This window comes from Pleionea sediminis, from assembly GCF_007570825.1.
Taxonomy (GTDB): Bacteria; Pseudomonadota; Gammaproteobacteria; order Enterobacterales; family Kangiellaceae; genus Pleionea; species Pleionea sediminis.
Genome location: NZ_SUNB01000002.1, coordinates 316,667 through 334,186, shown reverse-complemented (window position 1 = coordinate 334,186; position 17,520 = coordinate 316,667). Strand labels below are relative to the sequence as shown.

At 39.9% G+C, this 17,520-nt stretch carries 15 protein-coding genes and 5 tRNA genes; 9 read left to right on the top strand and 11 right to left on the bottom strand.

Annotated features, from left to right (window positions below; translation table 11 throughout):
- Positions 1 to 187: 187 nt before the first annotated feature.
- From rpmI to FAX86_RS11335, 7 genes are all read left to right on the top strand, one after another.
- Positions 188 to 385: a 50S ribosomal protein L35 gene (rpmI, locus tag FAX86_RS11365; RefSeq protein WP_144393532.1), complete on the top strand. Its 198-nt coding sequence runs from the start codon at positions 188 to 190 to the stop codon at positions 383 to 385.
- A 16-nt stretch (positions 386 to 401) separates the two neighbouring features.
- Positions 402 to 761, top strand: coding sequence for a 50S ribosomal protein L20 (gene rplT / locus FAX86_RS11360; RefSeq protein ID WP_144393531.1), 360 nt, complete (start codon positions 402 to 404; stop codon positions 759 to 761).
- 197 nt (positions 762 to 958) lie between these two features.
- Positions 959 to 1,975 carry a phenylalanine--tRNA ligase subunit alpha gene (pheS, locus tag FAX86_RS11355; RefSeq protein WP_144393530.1) on the top strand — a complete coding sequence of 339 codons (1,017 nt, stop codon included), beginning with the start codon at positions 959 to 961 and terminating at the stop codon, positions 1,973 to 1,975.
- A gap of 68 nt (positions 1,976 to 2,043) precedes the next feature.
- The gene (pheT, locus tag FAX86_RS11350) at positions 2,044 to 4,422 is read left to right on the top strand and encodes a phenylalanine--tRNA ligase subunit beta (RefSeq protein WP_144393529.1); all 2,379 of its coding nucleotides are present in this window, start codon (positions 2,044 to 2,046) and stop codon (positions 4,420 to 4,422) included.
- Between the two features lie 16 nt (positions 4,423 to 4,438).
- A complete protein-coding gene (ihfA, locus tag FAX86_RS11345; RefSeq protein ID WP_144393528.1) occupies positions 4,439 to 4,741 on the top strand; it encodes an integration host factor subunit alpha in 303 nt (100 codons plus the stop codon).
- Positions 4,719 to 5,078, top strand: coding sequence for a MerR family transcriptional regulator (locus FAX86_RS11340; RefSeq protein ID WP_144393527.1), 360 nt, complete (start codon positions 4,719 to 4,721; stop codon positions 5,076 to 5,078). The genes ihfA and FAX86_RS11340 overlap by 23 nt, the downstream gene beginning before the upstream one ends.
- 132 nt (positions 5,079 to 5,210) lie before the next feature.
- Positions 5,211 to 5,287: transfer RNA gene (locus tag FAX86_RS11335), tRNA-Pro, on the top strand.
- A 188-nt stretch (positions 5,288 to 5,475) separates the two neighbouring features.
- Here FAX86_RS11335 and FAX86_RS11330 read toward each other — a convergent pair.
- The 9 genes from FAX86_RS11330 to FAX86_RS22200 all read right to left on the bottom strand — a co-directional run bounded on the left by FAX86_RS11330 (position 5,476) and on the right by FAX86_RS22200 (position 8,523).
- Positions 5,476 to 6,036 carry an HNH endonuclease gene (locus FAX86_RS11330; RefSeq protein ID WP_144393526.1) on the bottom strand — a complete coding sequence of 187 codons (561 nt, stop codon included), beginning with the start codon at positions 6,034 to 6,036 and terminating at the stop codon, positions 5,476 to 5,478.
- Positions 6,037 to 6,153: 117 nt separating this feature from the next.
- Entirely contained in the window at positions 6,154 to 6,354 is a 201-nt protein-coding gene (locus tag FAX86_RS22840) for a cyclic-phosphate processing receiver domain-containing protein (RefSeq protein WP_342778955.1), read from the bottom strand.
- A 4-nt stretch (positions 6,355 to 6,358) separates the two neighbouring features.
- Entirely contained in the window at positions 6,359 to 6,460 is a 102-nt protein-coding gene (locus FAX86_RS22835) for a cyclic-phosphate processing receiver domain-containing protein (protein WP_342778954.1), read from the bottom strand.
- Positions 6,461 to 6,500: 40 nt separating this feature from the next.
- Positions 6,501 to 6,722, bottom strand: coding sequence for a hypothetical protein (locus FAX86_RS11320; protein WP_144393525.1), 222 nt, complete (start codon positions 6,720 to 6,722; stop codon positions 6,501 to 6,503).
- Positions 6,723 to 6,745: 23 nt separating this feature from the next.
- A tRNA-Lys gene (locus FAX86_RS11315) sits at positions 6,746 to 6,820 on the bottom strand.
- Between the two features lie 8 nt (positions 6,821 to 6,828).
- Positions 6,829 to 6,903, bottom strand: a tRNA-Asn gene (locus tag FAX86_RS11310).
- Between the two features lie 540 nt (positions 6,904 to 7,443).
- A tRNA-Glu gene (locus FAX86_RS11305) sits at positions 7,444 to 7,518 on the bottom strand.
- Positions 7,519 to 8,165: 647 nt separating this feature from the next.
- Entirely contained in the window at positions 8,166 to 8,345 is a 180-nt protein-coding gene (locus FAX86_RS11300) for a hypothetical protein (RefSeq protein ID WP_144393524.1), read from the bottom strand.
- A gap of 20 nt (positions 8,346 to 8,365) precedes the next feature.
- A tRNA-Ile gene (locus tag FAX86_RS22200) sits at positions 8,366 to 8,523 on the bottom strand.
- An 899-nt stretch (positions 8,524 to 9,422) separates the two neighbouring features.
- Between FAX86_RS22200 and FAX86_RS11295 the strand changes: the two genes are divergently transcribed.
- Positions 9,423 to 9,971, top strand: a complete 549-nt coding sequence (locus FAX86_RS11295) for a GNAT family N-acetyltransferase (RefSeq protein ID WP_144393523.1) — start codon at positions 9,423 to 9,425, stop codon at positions 9,969 to 9,971.
- A 75-nt stretch (positions 9,972 to 10,046) separates the two neighbouring features.
- On the opposite strand, the gene FAX86_RS22750 is transcribed toward FAX86_RS11295, so the two are convergent.
- Positions 10,047 to 12,305, bottom strand: a complete 2,259-nt coding sequence (locus tag FAX86_RS22750; RefSeq protein WP_144393522.1) for a PKD domain-containing protein — start codon at positions 12,303 to 12,305, stop codon at positions 10,047 to 10,049.
- Between the two features lie 568 nt (positions 12,306 to 12,873).
- Between FAX86_RS22750 and FAX86_RS11285 the strand changes: the two genes are divergently transcribed.
- The gene (locus FAX86_RS11285) at positions 12,874 to 15,942 is read left to right on the top strand and encodes a response regulator (protein WP_144393521.1); all 3,069 of its coding nucleotides are present in this window, start codon (positions 12,874 to 12,876) and stop codon (positions 15,940 to 15,942) included.
- Here the strand turns inward: FAX86_RS11285 and FAX86_RS11280 are convergent, their stop codons facing one another.
- Positions 15,943 to 17,472: a bifunctional GNAT family N-acetyltransferase/carbon-nitrogen hydrolase family protein gene (locus tag FAX86_RS11280; protein ID WP_144393520.1), complete on the bottom strand. Its 1,530-nt coding sequence runs from the start codon at positions 17,470 to 17,472 to the stop codon at positions 15,943 to 15,945.
- Between the last annotated feature and the right edge of the window lie 48 nt (positions 17,473 to 17,520).

Below are 17,520 nucleotides of genomic sequence, written 5' to 3'. Positions count from 1 at the left end.
CCATCCCTTGCGGTCTATTCGCAACCGACTGGGGATGACTCGAGGTAAGTCAGTTGATTTACCTCAATATCTGGTAGCTGTAGCGCGCAGTAGAACAGTTTGCTTAATTATTTAATCAATCGGCCTGCAGCATAATTAAGAGCTAAGATTTAGCTCAATCATTGGTAACAAATGCGGAGTTATTACCATGCCAAAGATCAAAACCGATCGCGGCGCAGCCAAGCGCTTTAAAAAAACTGGTAAAGGTGGCTACAAACATGGCCAATCTCACTTACGTCATATTCTGACTAAGAAGAGTTCTAAGCGAAAGCGTCATCTTCGTCACTTGAAGATGGTTGCTCCAGCCGACTGTGCTCAACTTGATCGTCAGTTACCGTATTTATAAGTGGGAGGTTTGAACCATGCCAAGAGTTAAACGTGGTGTCACCGCACACAAACGTCATAAAAAAGTTTTAAAATCTGCAAAAGGTTATTACGGTGCGCGTAGTCGTGTATTCCGTGTGGCTAAACAAGCAGTGATTAAAGCCGGACAATATGCTTACCGTGACCGTCGTCAACGTAAGCGTCAGTTCCGCGCACTTTGGATCCAGCGTATTAATGCTGCGAGCCGTGAGTGCGGATTGTCTTACAGCCGATTCATCAATGGCTTGAAAAAAGCGTCAGTTGAAGTCGATCGAAAAATCCTAGCGGATATTGCGGTTTACGACAAAGCCGCTTTTGCAGCACTAGCTGAAAAAGCTAAAGCTGCCCTGTCTGCGTAAGTAAGACATTATTCCAGATTTTTTTGGAATCCTTACGAGGGAAAGGGCCTTAGGTTCTTTCCCTTTTTCGTTTTAAAAGTAATTTAATTTCAACTGTTAGAATGTATTTGTTTGAATACAAAATAGAGTTCAAACAAATACATTTTAAAAAGTCGTTGTAAAGTTAATCGAGCACTCTGATAACAGGTATAGATGTCATGTCATCGTTAGAAAATCTTATCGCGGACGGAAAAAAGGCGGTTGAACAATCCGAAAATTTGCATGCTCTAGAGCAAGTAAAGGTCGAATTTTTGGGAAAGAAAGGGTTGATCACGTCTCAAATGAAACAACTTGGCGCATTGCCTAAAGAAGAGCGTCCTGCATTTGGACAAAAAGTTAATGTCGCAAAACAAGAAGTTCAGCAAGCCATCGATGCGCGTCGCGAAGTGCTCGAAAACGAACGAATTGCAGAGCAGCTCGAGAAAGAGTCAATTGATGTTACTTTACCTGGGCGGCAATCGGATGTCGGTGGAATTCATCCTGTTAATAGAACTCTCGAACGAATTGAAGAGTATTTTGCGCAAATCGGTTTTAGTGTTGAAGAAGGTCCTGAGATTGAAGATGACTACCACAATTTCGAGGCTTTAAATATTCCTGGTCATCATCCGGCAAGGGCAATGCATGATACTTTTTATTTTAGTGAATCGTTATTGCTACGAACACACACTTCTCCCGTGCAAATTAGAACAATGGAAAAACAAAAGCCGCCTGTGCGAATTATTGCTCCTGGTCGAGTTTATCGATGTGACTCTGACTTGACACATACTCCAATGTTTCATCAGGTTGAAGGATTGTTGGTCGATGAGAAAACAAGTTTCGCTGACTTGAAAGGTGTTTTGGATGAGTTTTTAAAGAACTTTTTTGAAAAAGATCTCGCTGTGAGATTTCGTCCTTCTTATTTCCCTTTTACTGAGCCATCTGCGGAAGTCGATATCCAATGTGTCATGTGTGGCGGCGATGGTTGTCGAGTTTGTAGTCACACTGGTTGGTTAGAGATTTTAGGATGTGGAATGGTGCATCCAAATGTCCTGAAGTCCGTTGGTATCGATAGTGAAAAATATTCTGGTTATGCATTTGGAATGGGCGTTGAGCGATTGACGATGTTGCGTTACGGAGTGAACGACCTAAGATTGTTTTTTGAAAACGATTTAACATTCCTTAAGCAATTTAATTAAACGGGTTCTTAAACAAAAGATTGAATCTTGGGCGTTGCCCGATAAACAGAATTTAGCGGAATATAGAAATGAGAATTAGTGAGAAGTGGTTAAGAGAGTGGGTCAACCCTGAAGTTTCAACGGATGTGTTGGCAGAGCAGTTAACCATGGCTGGGCTTGAAGTTGATGCCGTTGAAGTTTTTGGCGATGAACTGTCTGGTGTTGTTGTCGGTGAAATTGTTAAAGCGGAGCAGCATCCTGATGCCGATAAATTAAGAGTGTGTGAAGTTAATGTTGATGGTGAAGAAAACCTGCAAATTATTTGTGGTGCACCTAATGCTCGCGCAGGGCTTAAAGTTGCTGTGGCAACTATTGGAACAATATTACCAGGCGATTTCAAAATAAAGAAAGCGAAATTACGAGGCGTTGCTTCTTTCGGAATGCTTTGTTCTGAGAAAGAGCTTCAACTCTCGGAAGAGAGCGATGGCATCATGGAGCTGAATGAAGATGCGCCAGTCGGGCAGCAGCTTGTCGACTATCTTGATTTGAAAGATACCGTTATTGAAGTTGATTTAACACCAAATCGTGGAGATTGCCTTGGTATGAGAGGAATCGCGCGTGAGGTTGGTGTTCTTAATTCAACTCAGGTCGATGAGCCAGAATGTAAATCTGTTGCACCAACAATCGATGATAAATTTAGTATTGAATTAGAATCACCTGAAGCTTGCCCTCGCTATGTTGGACGAGTCATTAAAGGTATTAATCTTAATTCAAAAACTCCTGCATGGATGAAACAGCGTTTAGAAAGAGCGGGTGTCCGAGCGATTGATCCTTCTGTTGATATTACAAACTATGTATTGTTGGAACTTGGTCATCCTATGCATGCATTCGATCTTAACCAGCTCGAGGGCGGAATAAAGGTTAGGTTTGCGAAACCAGGCGAGAAGTTAGTACTTCTTGACGGTAAAGAAGTTGAACTTTCTAATGATACTTTGATGATAGCCGATCATAAGAAGTGTCTGGCTATTGCGGGTGTTATGGGAGGAGAACACTCGGGTATTAGTCCTGAGACGACAGATATCTTACTTGAGGCTGCATTTTTTCAGCCTATCGCTCTGGCGGGAAAGGCGAGAAGTTATGGTTTGCATACTGACGCATCGCATCGTTTTGAGCGAGGCGTCGACTACCAACTTCAACTTCAAGCAATGGAGCGGGCGACTCAATTATTAATTGATATTTGTGGTGGTCAAGCCGGACCTGTCCTCGATATTTGTTCTCAAGAGCATATGCCGACTAAAGCGCCTATTGAATTGAGAAGAGAACGAGTTGAAAAGTTACTCGGAATTAAAATAGGTGATCAGCAAATTGAAGATATCTTAACTCGTCTAGGAATGTCATTAACACCAAATGATTCGGGATGGTCGGTTACGGTTCCATCTTATCGTTTTGATATTTCTATCGAAGAGGATCTCATAGAAGAATTGGTAAGAGTCTATGGATACAACAATGTTCCATCTCAAATTCCTCGAAACGAAATGAAGATGGTGAATCAGCCTGAGCACAAGGTGCGCAAGTCTCAAGTTAGAAACTTATTAGTGGCTCGAGGTTATCAAGAAGCGATTACTTACAGTTTCGGTGAGCCTGAGTTACAGCAGGCAATCAACCCTGAAGTTCCCTCTATTGAATTATTGAACCCTATATCGTCTGAGCTTTCAGTCATGAGAACTTCTCAGTGGCCAGCATTAATTAAGGCGGCGGAATATAACTTCAATCGTCAGCAAGAGCGAGTTAAATTATTTGAAATAGGTCTCAGATTCGAAAATTATGAAAACGGGCTTAAACAGATACCGACAATTTCCGCTGTAATTGGTGGATCATTAGCGGATGAAAGTTGGGAAGGAAAGTCTCGACCAGTCGATTTCTATGATTTAAAGGGTGATTTGGAATCTTTATTAAAATTAACTGTAAATTCAGGCAGTTATCTGTTTAAATTAGAAAGTCATCCAAGTTTACATCCTGGACAGTCGGCACGAATTTATCAGTCTGATAAGTCGATTGGGTGGGTTGGTAAATTACATCCGAACAAGAAAAAATTGCTCGGTTTGGAGCAAGATTTGTACTTATTCGAGCTGGATCTTGATGCGATCATCAACCGAAAGTTACCTAAGTTCGCTGAACTTTCGCGATATCCTTCAATAAGACGTGATCTTGCTGTAGTTGTGGATGAACAAGTTGAAGTAGCGCAACTTATTGATTTAATTAGACAAACAGCTGGAAATCTACTAAAACATATAAACATATTCGACATCTATCGTGGCGAAGGTGTGGGTTCTGGCCGAAAAAGTGTTGCGCTAGCTCTGATTTTACAGCATGCTAAACGTACGCTTAAGGATGCTGAAGTCAGCGCAGTTGTCGATAGAACCGTAAAGCAGCTCGAGACACAACTTGGTGCCGTGTTGAGAGACTAACCTTGAGGGGTTGTTTATGGCATTGACCAAAGCGGATATGGCAGAGCGTTTATTTGAGGAATTGGGCTTGAATAAACGTGAAGCTAAAGAAATGGTTGAGACATTTTTTGAAGAGGTGCGACGTGCCCTGGAGAATGGTGAGCAAGTAAAGCTCTCCGGCTTCGGGAATTTTGACTTGCGTGATAAAAACGAAAGGCCCGGTCGTAATCCTAAAACCGGTGAAGAGATCCCTATTTCTGCGCGTCGTGTGGTGACATTCCGACCAGGACAAAAGTTGAAGGCCCGAGTAGAGGCGTATGCTGGAAGCGAGCAACAATAACGAGTTAAAGCCGATACCGGCTAAACGATACTTCACTATTGGTGAGGTGAGCGAGTTGTGCCAAGTGAAACCGCATGTTCTCCGTTATTGGGAACAGGAATTTCCACAGCTCAAGCCTGTCAAACGTCGTGGAAATCGTCGTTACTATCAACGCGAAGATGTGATGGTAATTCGTGAAATTCGCGAGCTTTTATATGATAAAGGATTCACTATTGGTGGCGCCCGCCAACAGCTTGAAAGCAGTGAAGAGTCGAGCAGCGAAAGCGGGTTATCGAAAGAGACAGTTAAGTTGCTGATTAATGAGCTTGAAGATGTCGTTCGAATTTTAAAAGCTTAGTTATTAACCACTGAAATCTCCTTTTTATACAAATAATTAACACTGTTTAACTATGTGGGGAAAAGTAATTGCTTTTTTCCGATAAATCATTATCATTGCGCGTCCGAGTCGATGTTTACTCGGATGCATATTCGGAGCGTGGCGCAGCCTGGTAGCGCACTTGCATGGGGTGCAAGTGGTCGGAGGTTCAAATCCTCTCGCTCCGACCAAATTCAAAAAAAGCCGACGAATTCGTCGGCTTTTTCTTTTCTCAAATTAATTCTAAGAAAACTCTAATTATTGATAGCTTGCTTTATGTTTAAAGACTGACTTTTATGGATTGCAGTAAGAAATACAAAACCAATAATTTAAATAAAATGATTAAATTAATTATTTGAGGCGAAAAAAAACCGCCAGCTTATGAAAACTGACGGTTTCTTTTGGAAAATCCTTTTTCTAAAAATGCCATTTGATCGGCAAGAATGTTTCTGTTCGACAAAGCCAAATATTCAAATTTATTAGGCTTGTAAGGTATTGCTAACAACTTCATTCCTGCTTGTTCTGGCGTGCGACATCCTTTTCGATTATTGCATGAGCGACATGCGCTTACGCAATTTTCCCAAGAGTCCCTTCCTCCCAACCCTTTAGGATAAATATGATCCCTGGTGAGTTGGCTCCTGGCAAATTTTTCTCCACAGTACATACACAAATTATGATCGCGAGCGAACAGCAGAGAATTGGTTAAGTGAGGAACGCGAGCGGCATCTTTATGAAGTTTTCCTTCAACAGCAATGACTGGTGCAAACTTTAATCTGGACTGCATTTGCGTTTGACGATTAATTCCTCCATGTATCACAATTTCAGGATTACCGAAGGTCCATAGTACTGCATCTTTTACATAAAGCGTTGCAGCCTCTTGTATTCCTATCCAGTTGATAGGCCTTCCAGCCTTATCCAATTTAAGTAGTTGAGCATTCACCGTTTCCTCCTCAAATTTCGTGTCCAGTTAATAGTGCTCAAAATTGGGGACAAGGTTTGCAATTCGATCAATGATTTAATATTTATACAAAGTCATTCTGCTGCCTGCCCTCATTAATTATCGATAATTTCGATTACGGTAACGATTTTCGATACTGCGAATTCCTGCTTCCATGCGTCGACGAGCTACCGGATTCGCCGAGTGAATTTTTATGATTGGCGGTATGAGTCCCCGTTCCATCACTGCGCGTTCCATCCACGTGATAACATCGTAACCTGTTCCGCGTTTATCATTACCTAAATCGTGGTCGAGGCTGATTTCATCAACACATGCCTGTCATGAGCAGTGCAATCGCATCTTGAGGCCAAAAAACACGTTTCCAGCCTTTAGGCGCATTGCGAACATCATCGAGAAACACTTTCATTTTGACCTCCTTAATAAACGTTATACGAGCTTCTGATTATTTATTCGATTCGTTGAGTCTCTTTTTCAATAGACTCGATGTGTTTACGTACCCAACGCATAAAAGTAAGTCCTTTGTCTTGCGCTAGAAATACTCCATCACCCGTATCTGAAATAGGAATTGGAAAATGGAATCCACATTCAGTTTTGTAAATTAATTCACCTTTTCGGTACTTAACAAAAAATACGACTTTATCCTTGAGCATGTCTTTTATGTTGTACATTTCATGATTTCCTTTTTTAAAAATGGTGGAGCCTGTTGGAATCGAACCAACCTATGTCGGCTTAAAAGGCCGATGTACAACCACTATGCCAAGACTCCGGTTAAATTGGCGGAACAGACGTGACTCGAACACGTAACCATTGACTTAACAGGCCAACGCTCTTCCTTTGAGCTACTGTTCCAAAATAAATTGCGATCCTTCGCAAAAGAATGTCCTTAAAAAATCATCCGTTGATTGTTTTTCCATTTATTCATGTATTTAGGGGTGACCATCCGGACTCGAACCGAAACCACAAGGAGCACAACCTTGAATCTAGAGCCTGGTTACCTTTCACTTATTATCACTGCCGGAGACTATTTTTTTATCCAGCAAGGCGGAAAGAGTGATTAATAGTTATTCTATTAACACGACTGACAACGCAGCTGGAAGGAAAAATAGCCCAGCTCTTCGGGTTACTTCTAAACTTTTATCACTCGTTGTTGTTCGTCGTTTATTGGGAATGACCCAACTGCTTTCCTCTCGCCTAGATTGAAAAAAGTTTAGAAGTAACAGTGAAAAATAAGTGAAAGGTAAACAAGCTCAAACCTGTTGAGCTATGGCCACACTTAAAGACACGAGTCATTAAAATAAAAAAAGCAAAAAGCGTCCTTGCTTATCACCGTGCATTACTGCTTTTCGGTGTTGCTTTCGTGGCGGCGTTGCGATTAACGCGTTTAAAAAATGGTATCCCTACGGGGATTCGAACCCCGGTATCCTGATAGAAAGTCAGGAGTCCTAACCGCTAGACGATAGGGATATTTTTGTTTCAAAGGAAGTTGGTCGGTTACGGAATCTAAAAGAATATGAAACATCCATGCATTTAAATATCTATTAGTCAGCGACAAAACTTCTCAAATTTGGCGGAGAGCACTGGAATATTTCGGACTTCCTGTCCTACACCTTCGGCCATCCTCTGGATGTTCAAATTTGCTCCTGGCAAATTAGTCAAACTAAAACCGTTTTCACTGTCTCATCGGTTAGCAACCGGGACTCAAACCATTCGAGATTACTCTCCAAAGCATGCCGGTAAGAATTTGAACCACGATCAGACAGTTTTGGAAACTGTTGCCGCTACCCATACTCTTTCCGCTAAGACTTCCTATAATTTGGTGGAGTGCCCCGGATTACTTCGGACTTCCTGACCTACACTTTCGGCCATCCTTCGAATATTCAAATTTGTTCCCGACAAATTTGTTGAACCAGGAAACCTATGGTCAGGACCGGATTTACAGTCCGGCACAGCCGACCCGTCTCTGTGCGCACTCCAAATGTATGCAAATTGTTAAAGAGCAATTGCCGTGGCAACTTGGCGTTGGCAATAAAAAACCCGAGGGCTTTGTGGCCACTCGGGTTGCTAAGCAATTCCTTAAAGGCCACCAGTGTGACCTTTTCAATTAAGAAAGATCACATGTGTATATCGTCTTTTTTCTGTTGCTGTAGTGATTCGTTTTGTAACGGATCACCTTTGTTCTCATTACTTGAATGACCAAGACGACGGTTATTCATTGATTGAAAATATCGTTCGCTATGCCAGTAATAACTCGGGCAAAGTCGTATTGTTTTCATGTGTTTTTGTTTATTCATAATTAAAAATCTAAAAATAGTGGCTCCGCTCGGAGTTATTCTGGACCTCCTGTCCTACACCTTCGGCCATCCTTCGGATGTTCAAATTTATTCCAGACAAATTTGTCAAACCGAGATCAGCCGATTATCTGTCGCTACGGGGTATAAGTCCGCTGTTTTACCGTTAAACTACAGAGCCAAAAATTTAATGACAATCTAAAGCTTTTTATCAATGCTCTAAATTAGCTCTTTATATTCGTTTAACTGTATTCATCTAATTTCTTCTCTAACGAAAAAATTTCAATAAAAAACCCGGTGGGTTTATTTCCTCACCGGGTTTTTTTATCCTGCGAGGCAATATAGGCCTCACTAAACTGTAAGACCTTAACGTTAATTTTTCTCTGAGCGAGACGCACAAGAGAAGCTCTTCAGTCCATGTTGACTGTCGAGTGATATTTGTATGCGTGCGTTAAAAAGTGTCATTGAAGTACTCAGTTAAATGTTTGTTAAATTGATGGAGCCCATTGTAACGGAGATATCAAATTTGTCAACGAAAATATTTGAAAAGTACAATAAAAACAAATAGTTATGGTTATTTTTTGGCGAGCGAAAGCCTCCAATTAATAATTGGATTAAACGGAATTAAAATGCTGGTCTGCCACTTATCATGCGGTAATTAACACTTCTTTTTCGCTATCAAAAATGTATCCTCAACTATAACTATTTTTTTATGGGCATAAAAAACCCGGTGTCCTCTCGGCTACCGGGTTTATCGATCTCTTTAAAGTTTTTGATCGGTTTTATTTATCCGGAAGCCGCAGCTCCCAGAATTGAGAGCGCTAATTCAAAGGTGAATACCCTTGTTCTGTATCCATATGCTTTTGACTGAGCACAGCAATACCGGCAGGTATTCGACCTGCTAGATTGCGTATATTCCAGGTGTTTAAAGCTGTCATATGATAATCTCTCAATATAAGTTGCTGTGTATTGTAACTGGTTGAGACTCGATTGTCGTATTATAAATGACTTGAGAGAAAAATATTTTGTAATAAAATTGCGAAGCTCAAGCGTTGTGAGAATAAGTATTTAGGATAGTAAATGAAAATTGAGGATTCGGATCGTTTGCGATTTCGTTTAATGACTAAGGAAGATTCGGAACTACTATGGGAACTGGATCAAGATCCTGAAGTGATGCGTTTCATCAATGGTGGAAAAATTTCTACTCGCTCCGACATTCAAAACACAATGATCCCTCGACTTCAAGCTTTCTCTAACTTTGAGAAGGGTTGGGGTTTATGGCAAGTTAACTTGAAAGAGAATGGCAAATTTCTTGGTTGGGTTTTGGTTCGACCTATGCATTTTTTTTCTGAGTTGCCAGAGTTTGAGAACATTGAACTTGGATGGCGTTTTAAACGAGAATTTTGGGGGCAAGGTTATGCAACGGAAGCTGCACAGCACATTATGAATGCTGTATCTAAAGATCCTACGATAAAATATTTTTCAGCAATTGCATTACCGGAGAATACAGCCTCAATAAAAATTATGACAAAGTTGGGAATGAGCTATATCAAAACGGACCACTATCACGATTCTTTAGGCAATCATACGGTTGTTTTTTATCGAAAAGAAAGTGAAGGCTATTTGTAATTTCAAAACACAAAAAAGCTGGGCAATTGCCCAGCTAAATTTTGGACCTAACTCGTTATTCTTATTTTTAATCCATTAAAACGATCCTGATAATGTAACTCCTTCGAAACTTTGGTAGCCCTGTAGCATGATGTACCACTTGCCAGCCTCAGGGCTAGGTATGGAAACTGTCTCATCATTACCACTGACATAGGGTCGATAATCAAACTGACTTTGGGTAGGTTGCGCTCCAAATCGAATATACATATCGGCATCACCTGTTCCACCTGAAATTTGGAAATCGACAAATTGTGTATTGGCAGGAATATCCATGACAAACATGATTTCGTCATTTCGTGCGCCAGATAAGTTTTCAATTGGCTGACCATTGATAAGAGGCGTTGCTCCATTACTATCCTCAGAGACTACAACCGTTTTACTGATTTGATCCGTTGTTCCATCATCATCACTAACAACTAGAGTGACCGTATAAGTACCGGCTCGATCGTAAGTGTGAGTTGGATTTGATTCTGTAGAATCAGAACCGTCGCCAAATGACCAAAGTCGCTCTGCAATTGTTCCATCACTGTCGCTACTAGCGTCTGTAAAAGACACTGTTAAGCCTGAGTTAGACGATGAAAATTCTGCAACAGGAGCTTCATTTGTATCGCTTGTAGAATAATCTGCAGTTAGTGTTAAGCCTGAGTAACTACTGTATCCTCGAATCATAACGTGCCAAATACCAGCATCAGGAGATGCAACTGATACAGTTTCATTGTTACCGTTTTTATAGGGACGATAATCATACTGACTTGTCGTAGGCTCTTGACCGTAACGTACATAAATATCTGCGTCACCAGAACCACCAGAAATTGCAAATTCAAGATCCGATGCATTGGCAGGAACGTCCATATAATAAAAGACTGTGCCGCCACGAGAGTCTGATAAGTTCTCAATGGTATCACCATTTCTCAAGCAGCCTTCTTCAGGAGCACAATCAGGGCGATCAGTGAGAACAATTTCTTTGCTTTCGGTATCAACATTGCCGTCATTATCGGTAACTGTTAATGAAACAAAGTAAGTTCCTGCAGTACCGAAGTCATGAGTTGGGTTTGCATCTGAAGATGTGTTGCCATCATCAAAATCCCAAGACCATTGAGTAATGGTTCCATCGCTGTCAGTACTGGTATCAGTAAAGCTCACAACAAAACCATTCGCTGAATGATTAAAACTCGCATCAGGAACTACGTCTGTGGTACTCACAGTTACTTGCTTAGAGATTGAGCTGGTACCACCATTGGTATCTGTAACGGTTAGTTCTACTGTATAAGAACCTGAATTGGTATAAGTGTGAGTTGGATTTTGCTCCATGGAAGATTGGCCATCGCCGAAAGACCACTCATGAGATTGAATTGGGTAGTCATCATCGCCTGCGCTTGATTCATCTGTAAACGAAACCGAAAGCTCATTTACAGAAAATGAAAATTCCGCAGCAGGTGGAGTAATTGTGATTTCTTTAATAAGCTCTCCGTCGCCATTGTTAATTAACTCACTAACTTTAGCGCCACCGGGATAGTAGTCGGCATTGATTTGGCCAGAAATCATATCTCTTGCCCAGTTAATCGCGAAGTCTTGCAAGTAAGTAATGTTTTGAGCACTTCCTTCGCCGCCGCAAATCCAAGCTGCAATACCTCCGGTTGAATTACCTTCTGCATCGAAATGTTTTGAACCGTTAGTCAGTTTAATTCCAACGTATTCATCTGATAAGGCACGTAAAGGAGAAACTGCGTTGTTATTTGAATTACAAGAACCAGAATTAGCTAAGATTGATAGTACTTTACGACCGTAATCGATAACTGCCTGGTTGTTGGGTTGCATCCCATTGTCTTTATCCACTGGGTCAAACATGATTAGACCACTGAATGCTTCGTGTCCTCTTTCAGCTAATCGACCACCTGTGTAACTCATCATAAGTCCTCCGGCAGAATGTCCCGCCAAGATAAGTTTCTCAGGAAGCTCATATCCATTAGGAGGTGTCAGTGGGCTATCAACTAGTGCATCAGCAATATCTCGAGCAAGTGAGCGATTACCACCTGTTGAGTTTGCGTTAATCGCTAACACCATAATGCCGTTATCCATATAAGTTGTTGCAATGTGATCCAGACGACTCTTATTTCTTTGGAAGCCGTGCTGCAACAAAATCCATCCTTGCGGCTCGTCGTCAGGTAAATACCAGGTTGCTTGACGGTTACCGGCAAGATCGACCGATTGATCAACTTTTTCGCCAGCAATAACTGGTGACAAAAAAGCAAGTTGTATAAACAAGATTGTCAGGTAATGAAATAGTTTTTTCATTGTTACTGTCCCCGTGCTTTGAGTAGAGTTTTATTTTTATGACGTTCTTAGAATCAAGAAATTATTTATATGTTTTTATGTTTCTATGAACAGTCTTGACGTTAATAAAATTCAAGGGGCGGTGTTTGCTGGCAAATCGCAATTTATTGTTTGGAAGTGTTAAACGGAAGTTATCTCAAATTGAATTTAAGTATTTGATATTGAAATATTTAAGAGACATTTTGACTCTAATTTTTGTTTTTTATAACGTTTGTTAGTCTTTGCGACTTTAGGTTCAGAGAATGACATTTAAAATCAAGTAGCGTGTCTCAGTTTTGTTTGATAGTTTTAATGTAAGGTTTAATATCTAAACAACTTGTTAGAAAGTTTAAAGTTGAGAAACTAAATTTGTATCTAATTTAAGCAGTCGGTTGTAAGTAACAAAAAACAAATAAAAAAGATTAGCTTGTATAGTCAGGTTTGATTCAAAAAATAAAGTTGCAAGATAGGACCCGAGGGCAAAATTGAATTAATGACTTAAAAAAAGCAAGCACTTGAAATAATAACTTTTATAAAAGAGTGTCAATCTATGAAAAGCTTCACTGATCTCAAATATGTTTATTGCATTATTCTCGTTTGTTCCAGTTGTATTAATGCATCCTCTCTCAATGAAGTGATAGAAAATGCCAAAAACAATCTGCATTCATCACCTCATATTGCAATGTCACTTTTAGACGAAAATGAACAGCAATTGAATAATGCATCCGATCAACAGTATTTCGACTTCCAATTTTTAAGAGCTCAATTGGGCTTTAAGGTGGGCGAGTACGATAAAGCTAATCATATTATCGAGCAAATGAATAGTAAGTTAAAGCAAGAGAAAGAGTTTCTTTCTTGGATCGCTTTGATGAATGCACTCAAGAAATTACAAAGTCAGGATCTTGGAGGGTTTGAAAAAATTCTTGAACCTCACTTAGATGATTTTAAGAATGAAGACCGTATTCAAATGCATGTTTGGTACTTATATATTGTAGGCGCGTATCAAGTTAGGAAAAATGAGTTCGCTGATGCGCTTAAAAACTTGCTGTCTGCTTTAGATATTGCTTTAAAGCAAAATAATATATCACTAGAACTGGCTATTAGACACCAGCTTGTGCAATTAAACTATTTCACTCAAGAATATCAACGCGCTATAAAATTAAGCGATGAGATGAATGAGATTGCTAAGAGATTAAATGATCGTTTTGTTGAAGTGCAAAGTATGGCAAACAAAATGAATATTTATTATATGAAAGCAGTCTTTGAGTTTCATTCAAATCCAGAAGTTCCTGTTGATGAAAATCAAGCTTATCATGATTATTTAAATAGAAGTGATGAATTACAAAAGCAAGTGTATGCACTCTCTGATGAAATTGGTGCATTTCGTTCAAAAGCTTGGGCATTAGTGACTCTACAAAGTCTTCATTTAGCGAAAGATGAATTTGAAAAGACTTTGGAAGCCAGTAATGAAGCTATTGCGCTTGCCGACTTACATGGGTTGCAATATGAAAGAGCAGTATCTTTTAATAATGCAGCGATAGCTTATCGGGCTCTGGATCAACATCAAAAAAGTCTTGAGGCTTTAAAGCAAGCTGAAGAATTTTACAAAGCGACCAATAATGAACAGGCATTAGTCTGGATACTGGATGATTATGCGAAAAGCTATGAACATGCTGGTGATCTAAAGAATGCTATTGAATATTACAAGCAATTTCATGGAGCTGACTTAGCGTTAAAGAGAAAAACAAACAACGAAACCGTTATAAAATTACAAGAGCAATTCGCTGCTAAAGAGAAGAATCAAGAGATTGAACGCTTGAATCAAGAAACATTACTCAATGAAAAACAACTTCAAACGGAGAAAATGGGACGATGGTTATTGATTGTAATTTTATTCGCTATAGTAGCAATTACAATGTCGTTATTACTTAAGCGTAAAAAGTTGAAAGAGTTGTTGCAAAAGCAGGCTGATTTAAACCAGGAGTTAAGTGAAATGAGTGCTGCAAAACAACGGTTCTTTACCAACTTATCTCATGAGTTGAGAACGGCATTGACTCTGTCAATTGGACCGTTAAAAAACGTGTTAGTAACTAAAGTCGTTGAAGATAATGAAGTAAAAGATGCAATGGAGTCCGCATTAGAAAATAACTTACATATGATGTCTTTGGTGAGTGAGGTTTTCAATATTGAACAAGTTGATTCGAAGACGTTACCGATTGATGTGTCACATATTGATGCTTCAACAACGATTGATGCTTGTGTTAACCGGTTTCAGCTGAAGCTTAAAGAGAAGTCGATTTCTATTAATAAGGATCTCAATGCAGATGACTTTTCAGTTTATTATGACATAGGGCATTTTGAAAAAATTATTTCTAATCTGATGTCGAATGCTATTAAATACAGTCCTGATAATAGCGTCATTCACATCAGACTAGATCGTGATGTAGACTATTTGACTATTGAAATTATGGATGAAGGTCCAGGAATGGAGGAGAGTGAAATTCCTCATGTCTTTAAACGATTTTATCAAGGAAAGCGCTCTTTAGATAAGACATTACCCGGAACAGGAGTTGGATTATCAATGGTTAAAGAGTTAATCGAGCTCCACAGCGGTGATATTTTAATTAAAAACGCACCTCCAAAAGGTTGTCAGGTCACGATCAAGATTAAAAATGGAAACTCACATTATTCAACGGCGCAAATGAAAAGTTTAAGTCGTCAATCGACAGATATTTCCCTACAAGAGCGAATGCAAGAATCTGAGAAAGTTTATGGTCAAGATAGACCCGAACTATTAAAACCTGAAGAAAGAGAGCAAGAAGATAGCGGAGATGAGAATAATCCTCTTAAAGAACATAGAAAAGTGGTTCTAGTTGTTGATGACAATGAGAATATCCGTCGGTTGTTAAGGACAATTTTGCAATCTGACTATCATGTCGTCGATGCGGAGAATGGAGTTCGCGCGCTCGAGCTGGCTAAATCAATTCAACCTGACCTCATTATAGCTGATGTAATGATGCCTGAGATGGACGGTTATCAACTCACACGTGAGCTGCGTGATGATCAACAGCTGGCGCACTTATCGATAATGCTGCTTACAGCTTTAAGTGATACACCTGATACTATTCGAGGTCTTGAACTCGGCGCCGATGACTACTTATCTAAACCTTTTGACAATGATGAGTTGAAGGCTCGGGTAAAAAGTCATTTAGCTCATAAACAAAGATTGTCGGAGGTATTATTCGAAAAATATAAGAATAATATCGAGCAACGCATTTCTACTCACGGTCTAGAAGGGCAAGAAAATAAGAGATGTAAAAAACTTGAAGCGGTTATCTCTGATAACTTAAGTTGTTGGGAATTTGACGTTGAACAAATGTATAAAGCTCTCAACATGACCCGAAGTACTTTATTTCGTTACACTAAAAGAATGTACGGTTGCTCACCCAAAAGTTTACTCAAGAAACGTCGGCTTGAAACCGCTTATCAAATGTTGCAGTCGAAGCAGGGGACTATTAGTGAAATTGCTTATGCGGTCGGTTTTCAGAGTTTATCAACATTTAGTCGAGCGTTTCGAGAGCAGTATGATATTCCTCCGACCAAAGTTCAAAGAGCATAATTAGTCTTTGAACTTTATTTGATATAAGTCAAGACGTCGGTCTTTCAAGTTGTTCACTGAGCCCTCAGTATTGAGCAACTTGAGCTTTGCAAGGTCGACGTCTGCATAAATCATCATCTCTGCATTGGCAGTTGCCTCAGTGATAACTGCATCGTGAGGAAAGTAAACATCGGAAGGTGAAAATACGGCTGATTGAGCATACTGTATATTTACATTATCCACTCTTGGTAGGTTTCCTACGCTTCCTGCGATTGCGACATAACATTCATTCTCTATCGCACGCGCTTGAGAGCATAACCGTACGCGTAAATAACCATTTTTTGTGTCGACCCAGAAAGGGACAAACAGAATTTGAACGTCTTGTTCCGCCAGTTTACGTGCTAGCTCCGGGAATTCGGAATCGTAACAAATTAAAATGCCGACTCGTCCAGCGTCAGTTTCAAATACTTTAATTATATCGCCACCATCTAAAACCCAGTCTCGCTTTTCGTGAGGAGTTATATGTATCTTATACTGTTCGTCAATATGTCCATCACGATGACAAAGATATGAAACATTGTAGAGCCGATTGTCATGCTCTGCGGGTAGACTGCCCGCAATGATATTGATGTTGTAAGTTACTGCCATTTGAGACATTCTCGTTTTAATTTCTTCCGTAAACTCTGATAAAAAGCGAATTGCCTCGACAGGTGACTTTTCAGGAGCTAAGCCCATTAAGGGAGCACTAAAAAACTCTGGGAATAAAGCGAAGTCGGATTGGTAATCCGATAATGATGATACAAAAAATTCAGTTTGGCTGAGTAAATCTTCTAATGAGCGAACTGTGCGCATTTGCCATTGTGCAACCCCAATTCTGACGATAGTCTTCTCAGCGCTGTGAACTGATTCTGTATCTTCATCATAAAAAATATTGTCCCATTCTAAAAGGGTGGCGAAGCCACGAGACTTTTTGTCTTCGGGTAAATATTTATGAAGTAAGCGCTTTATGTCGAAGTCATTAGCCAATTGAAATGATAAAATAGGATCGTAAATTTCTTTGCGAGTAACCTGAGCAATGTATTCGTCAATCGATAGCTCATCTGAGTAATTTCGATAACCAGGGATACGTCCGCCAGCTAAGATAGCTTTTAAGTTTAATGCACGGCAGAGTTCTCTTCTTGCTTCATATAGACGTCGACCAAGACGAAGACCTCGATAATCTGGATGTACAAAAACATCCAAACCATAAAGTGCATCGCCATGATCATCGTGTTTGGCAATTTCTTTGTCACTGACAATATCTTTATAAGTATGTCGTGAAGAATAGCGATTATAATTCACTTTTATGGTCAACGCTGCAGCGACTAGTTGCCCATTGTCTTCAATGCAAATTTGCCCATCAGGAAAAGCATTAATCAAAGCTTGTATGGTTGCTTTAGGCCAGGCTCCTCCAATATCGGGGTAAACGGTGTCCATTATAGCTGCGAGTGCAGGGTAGTCTTCTGGAGTAATTACTCGAAGGTTAAGAAGCGTTTCGGAATGTTCATTCATAATAGTTCTTAGAGCACTTAGGGTTGCTTTTATTTTAATTCTTTTTAG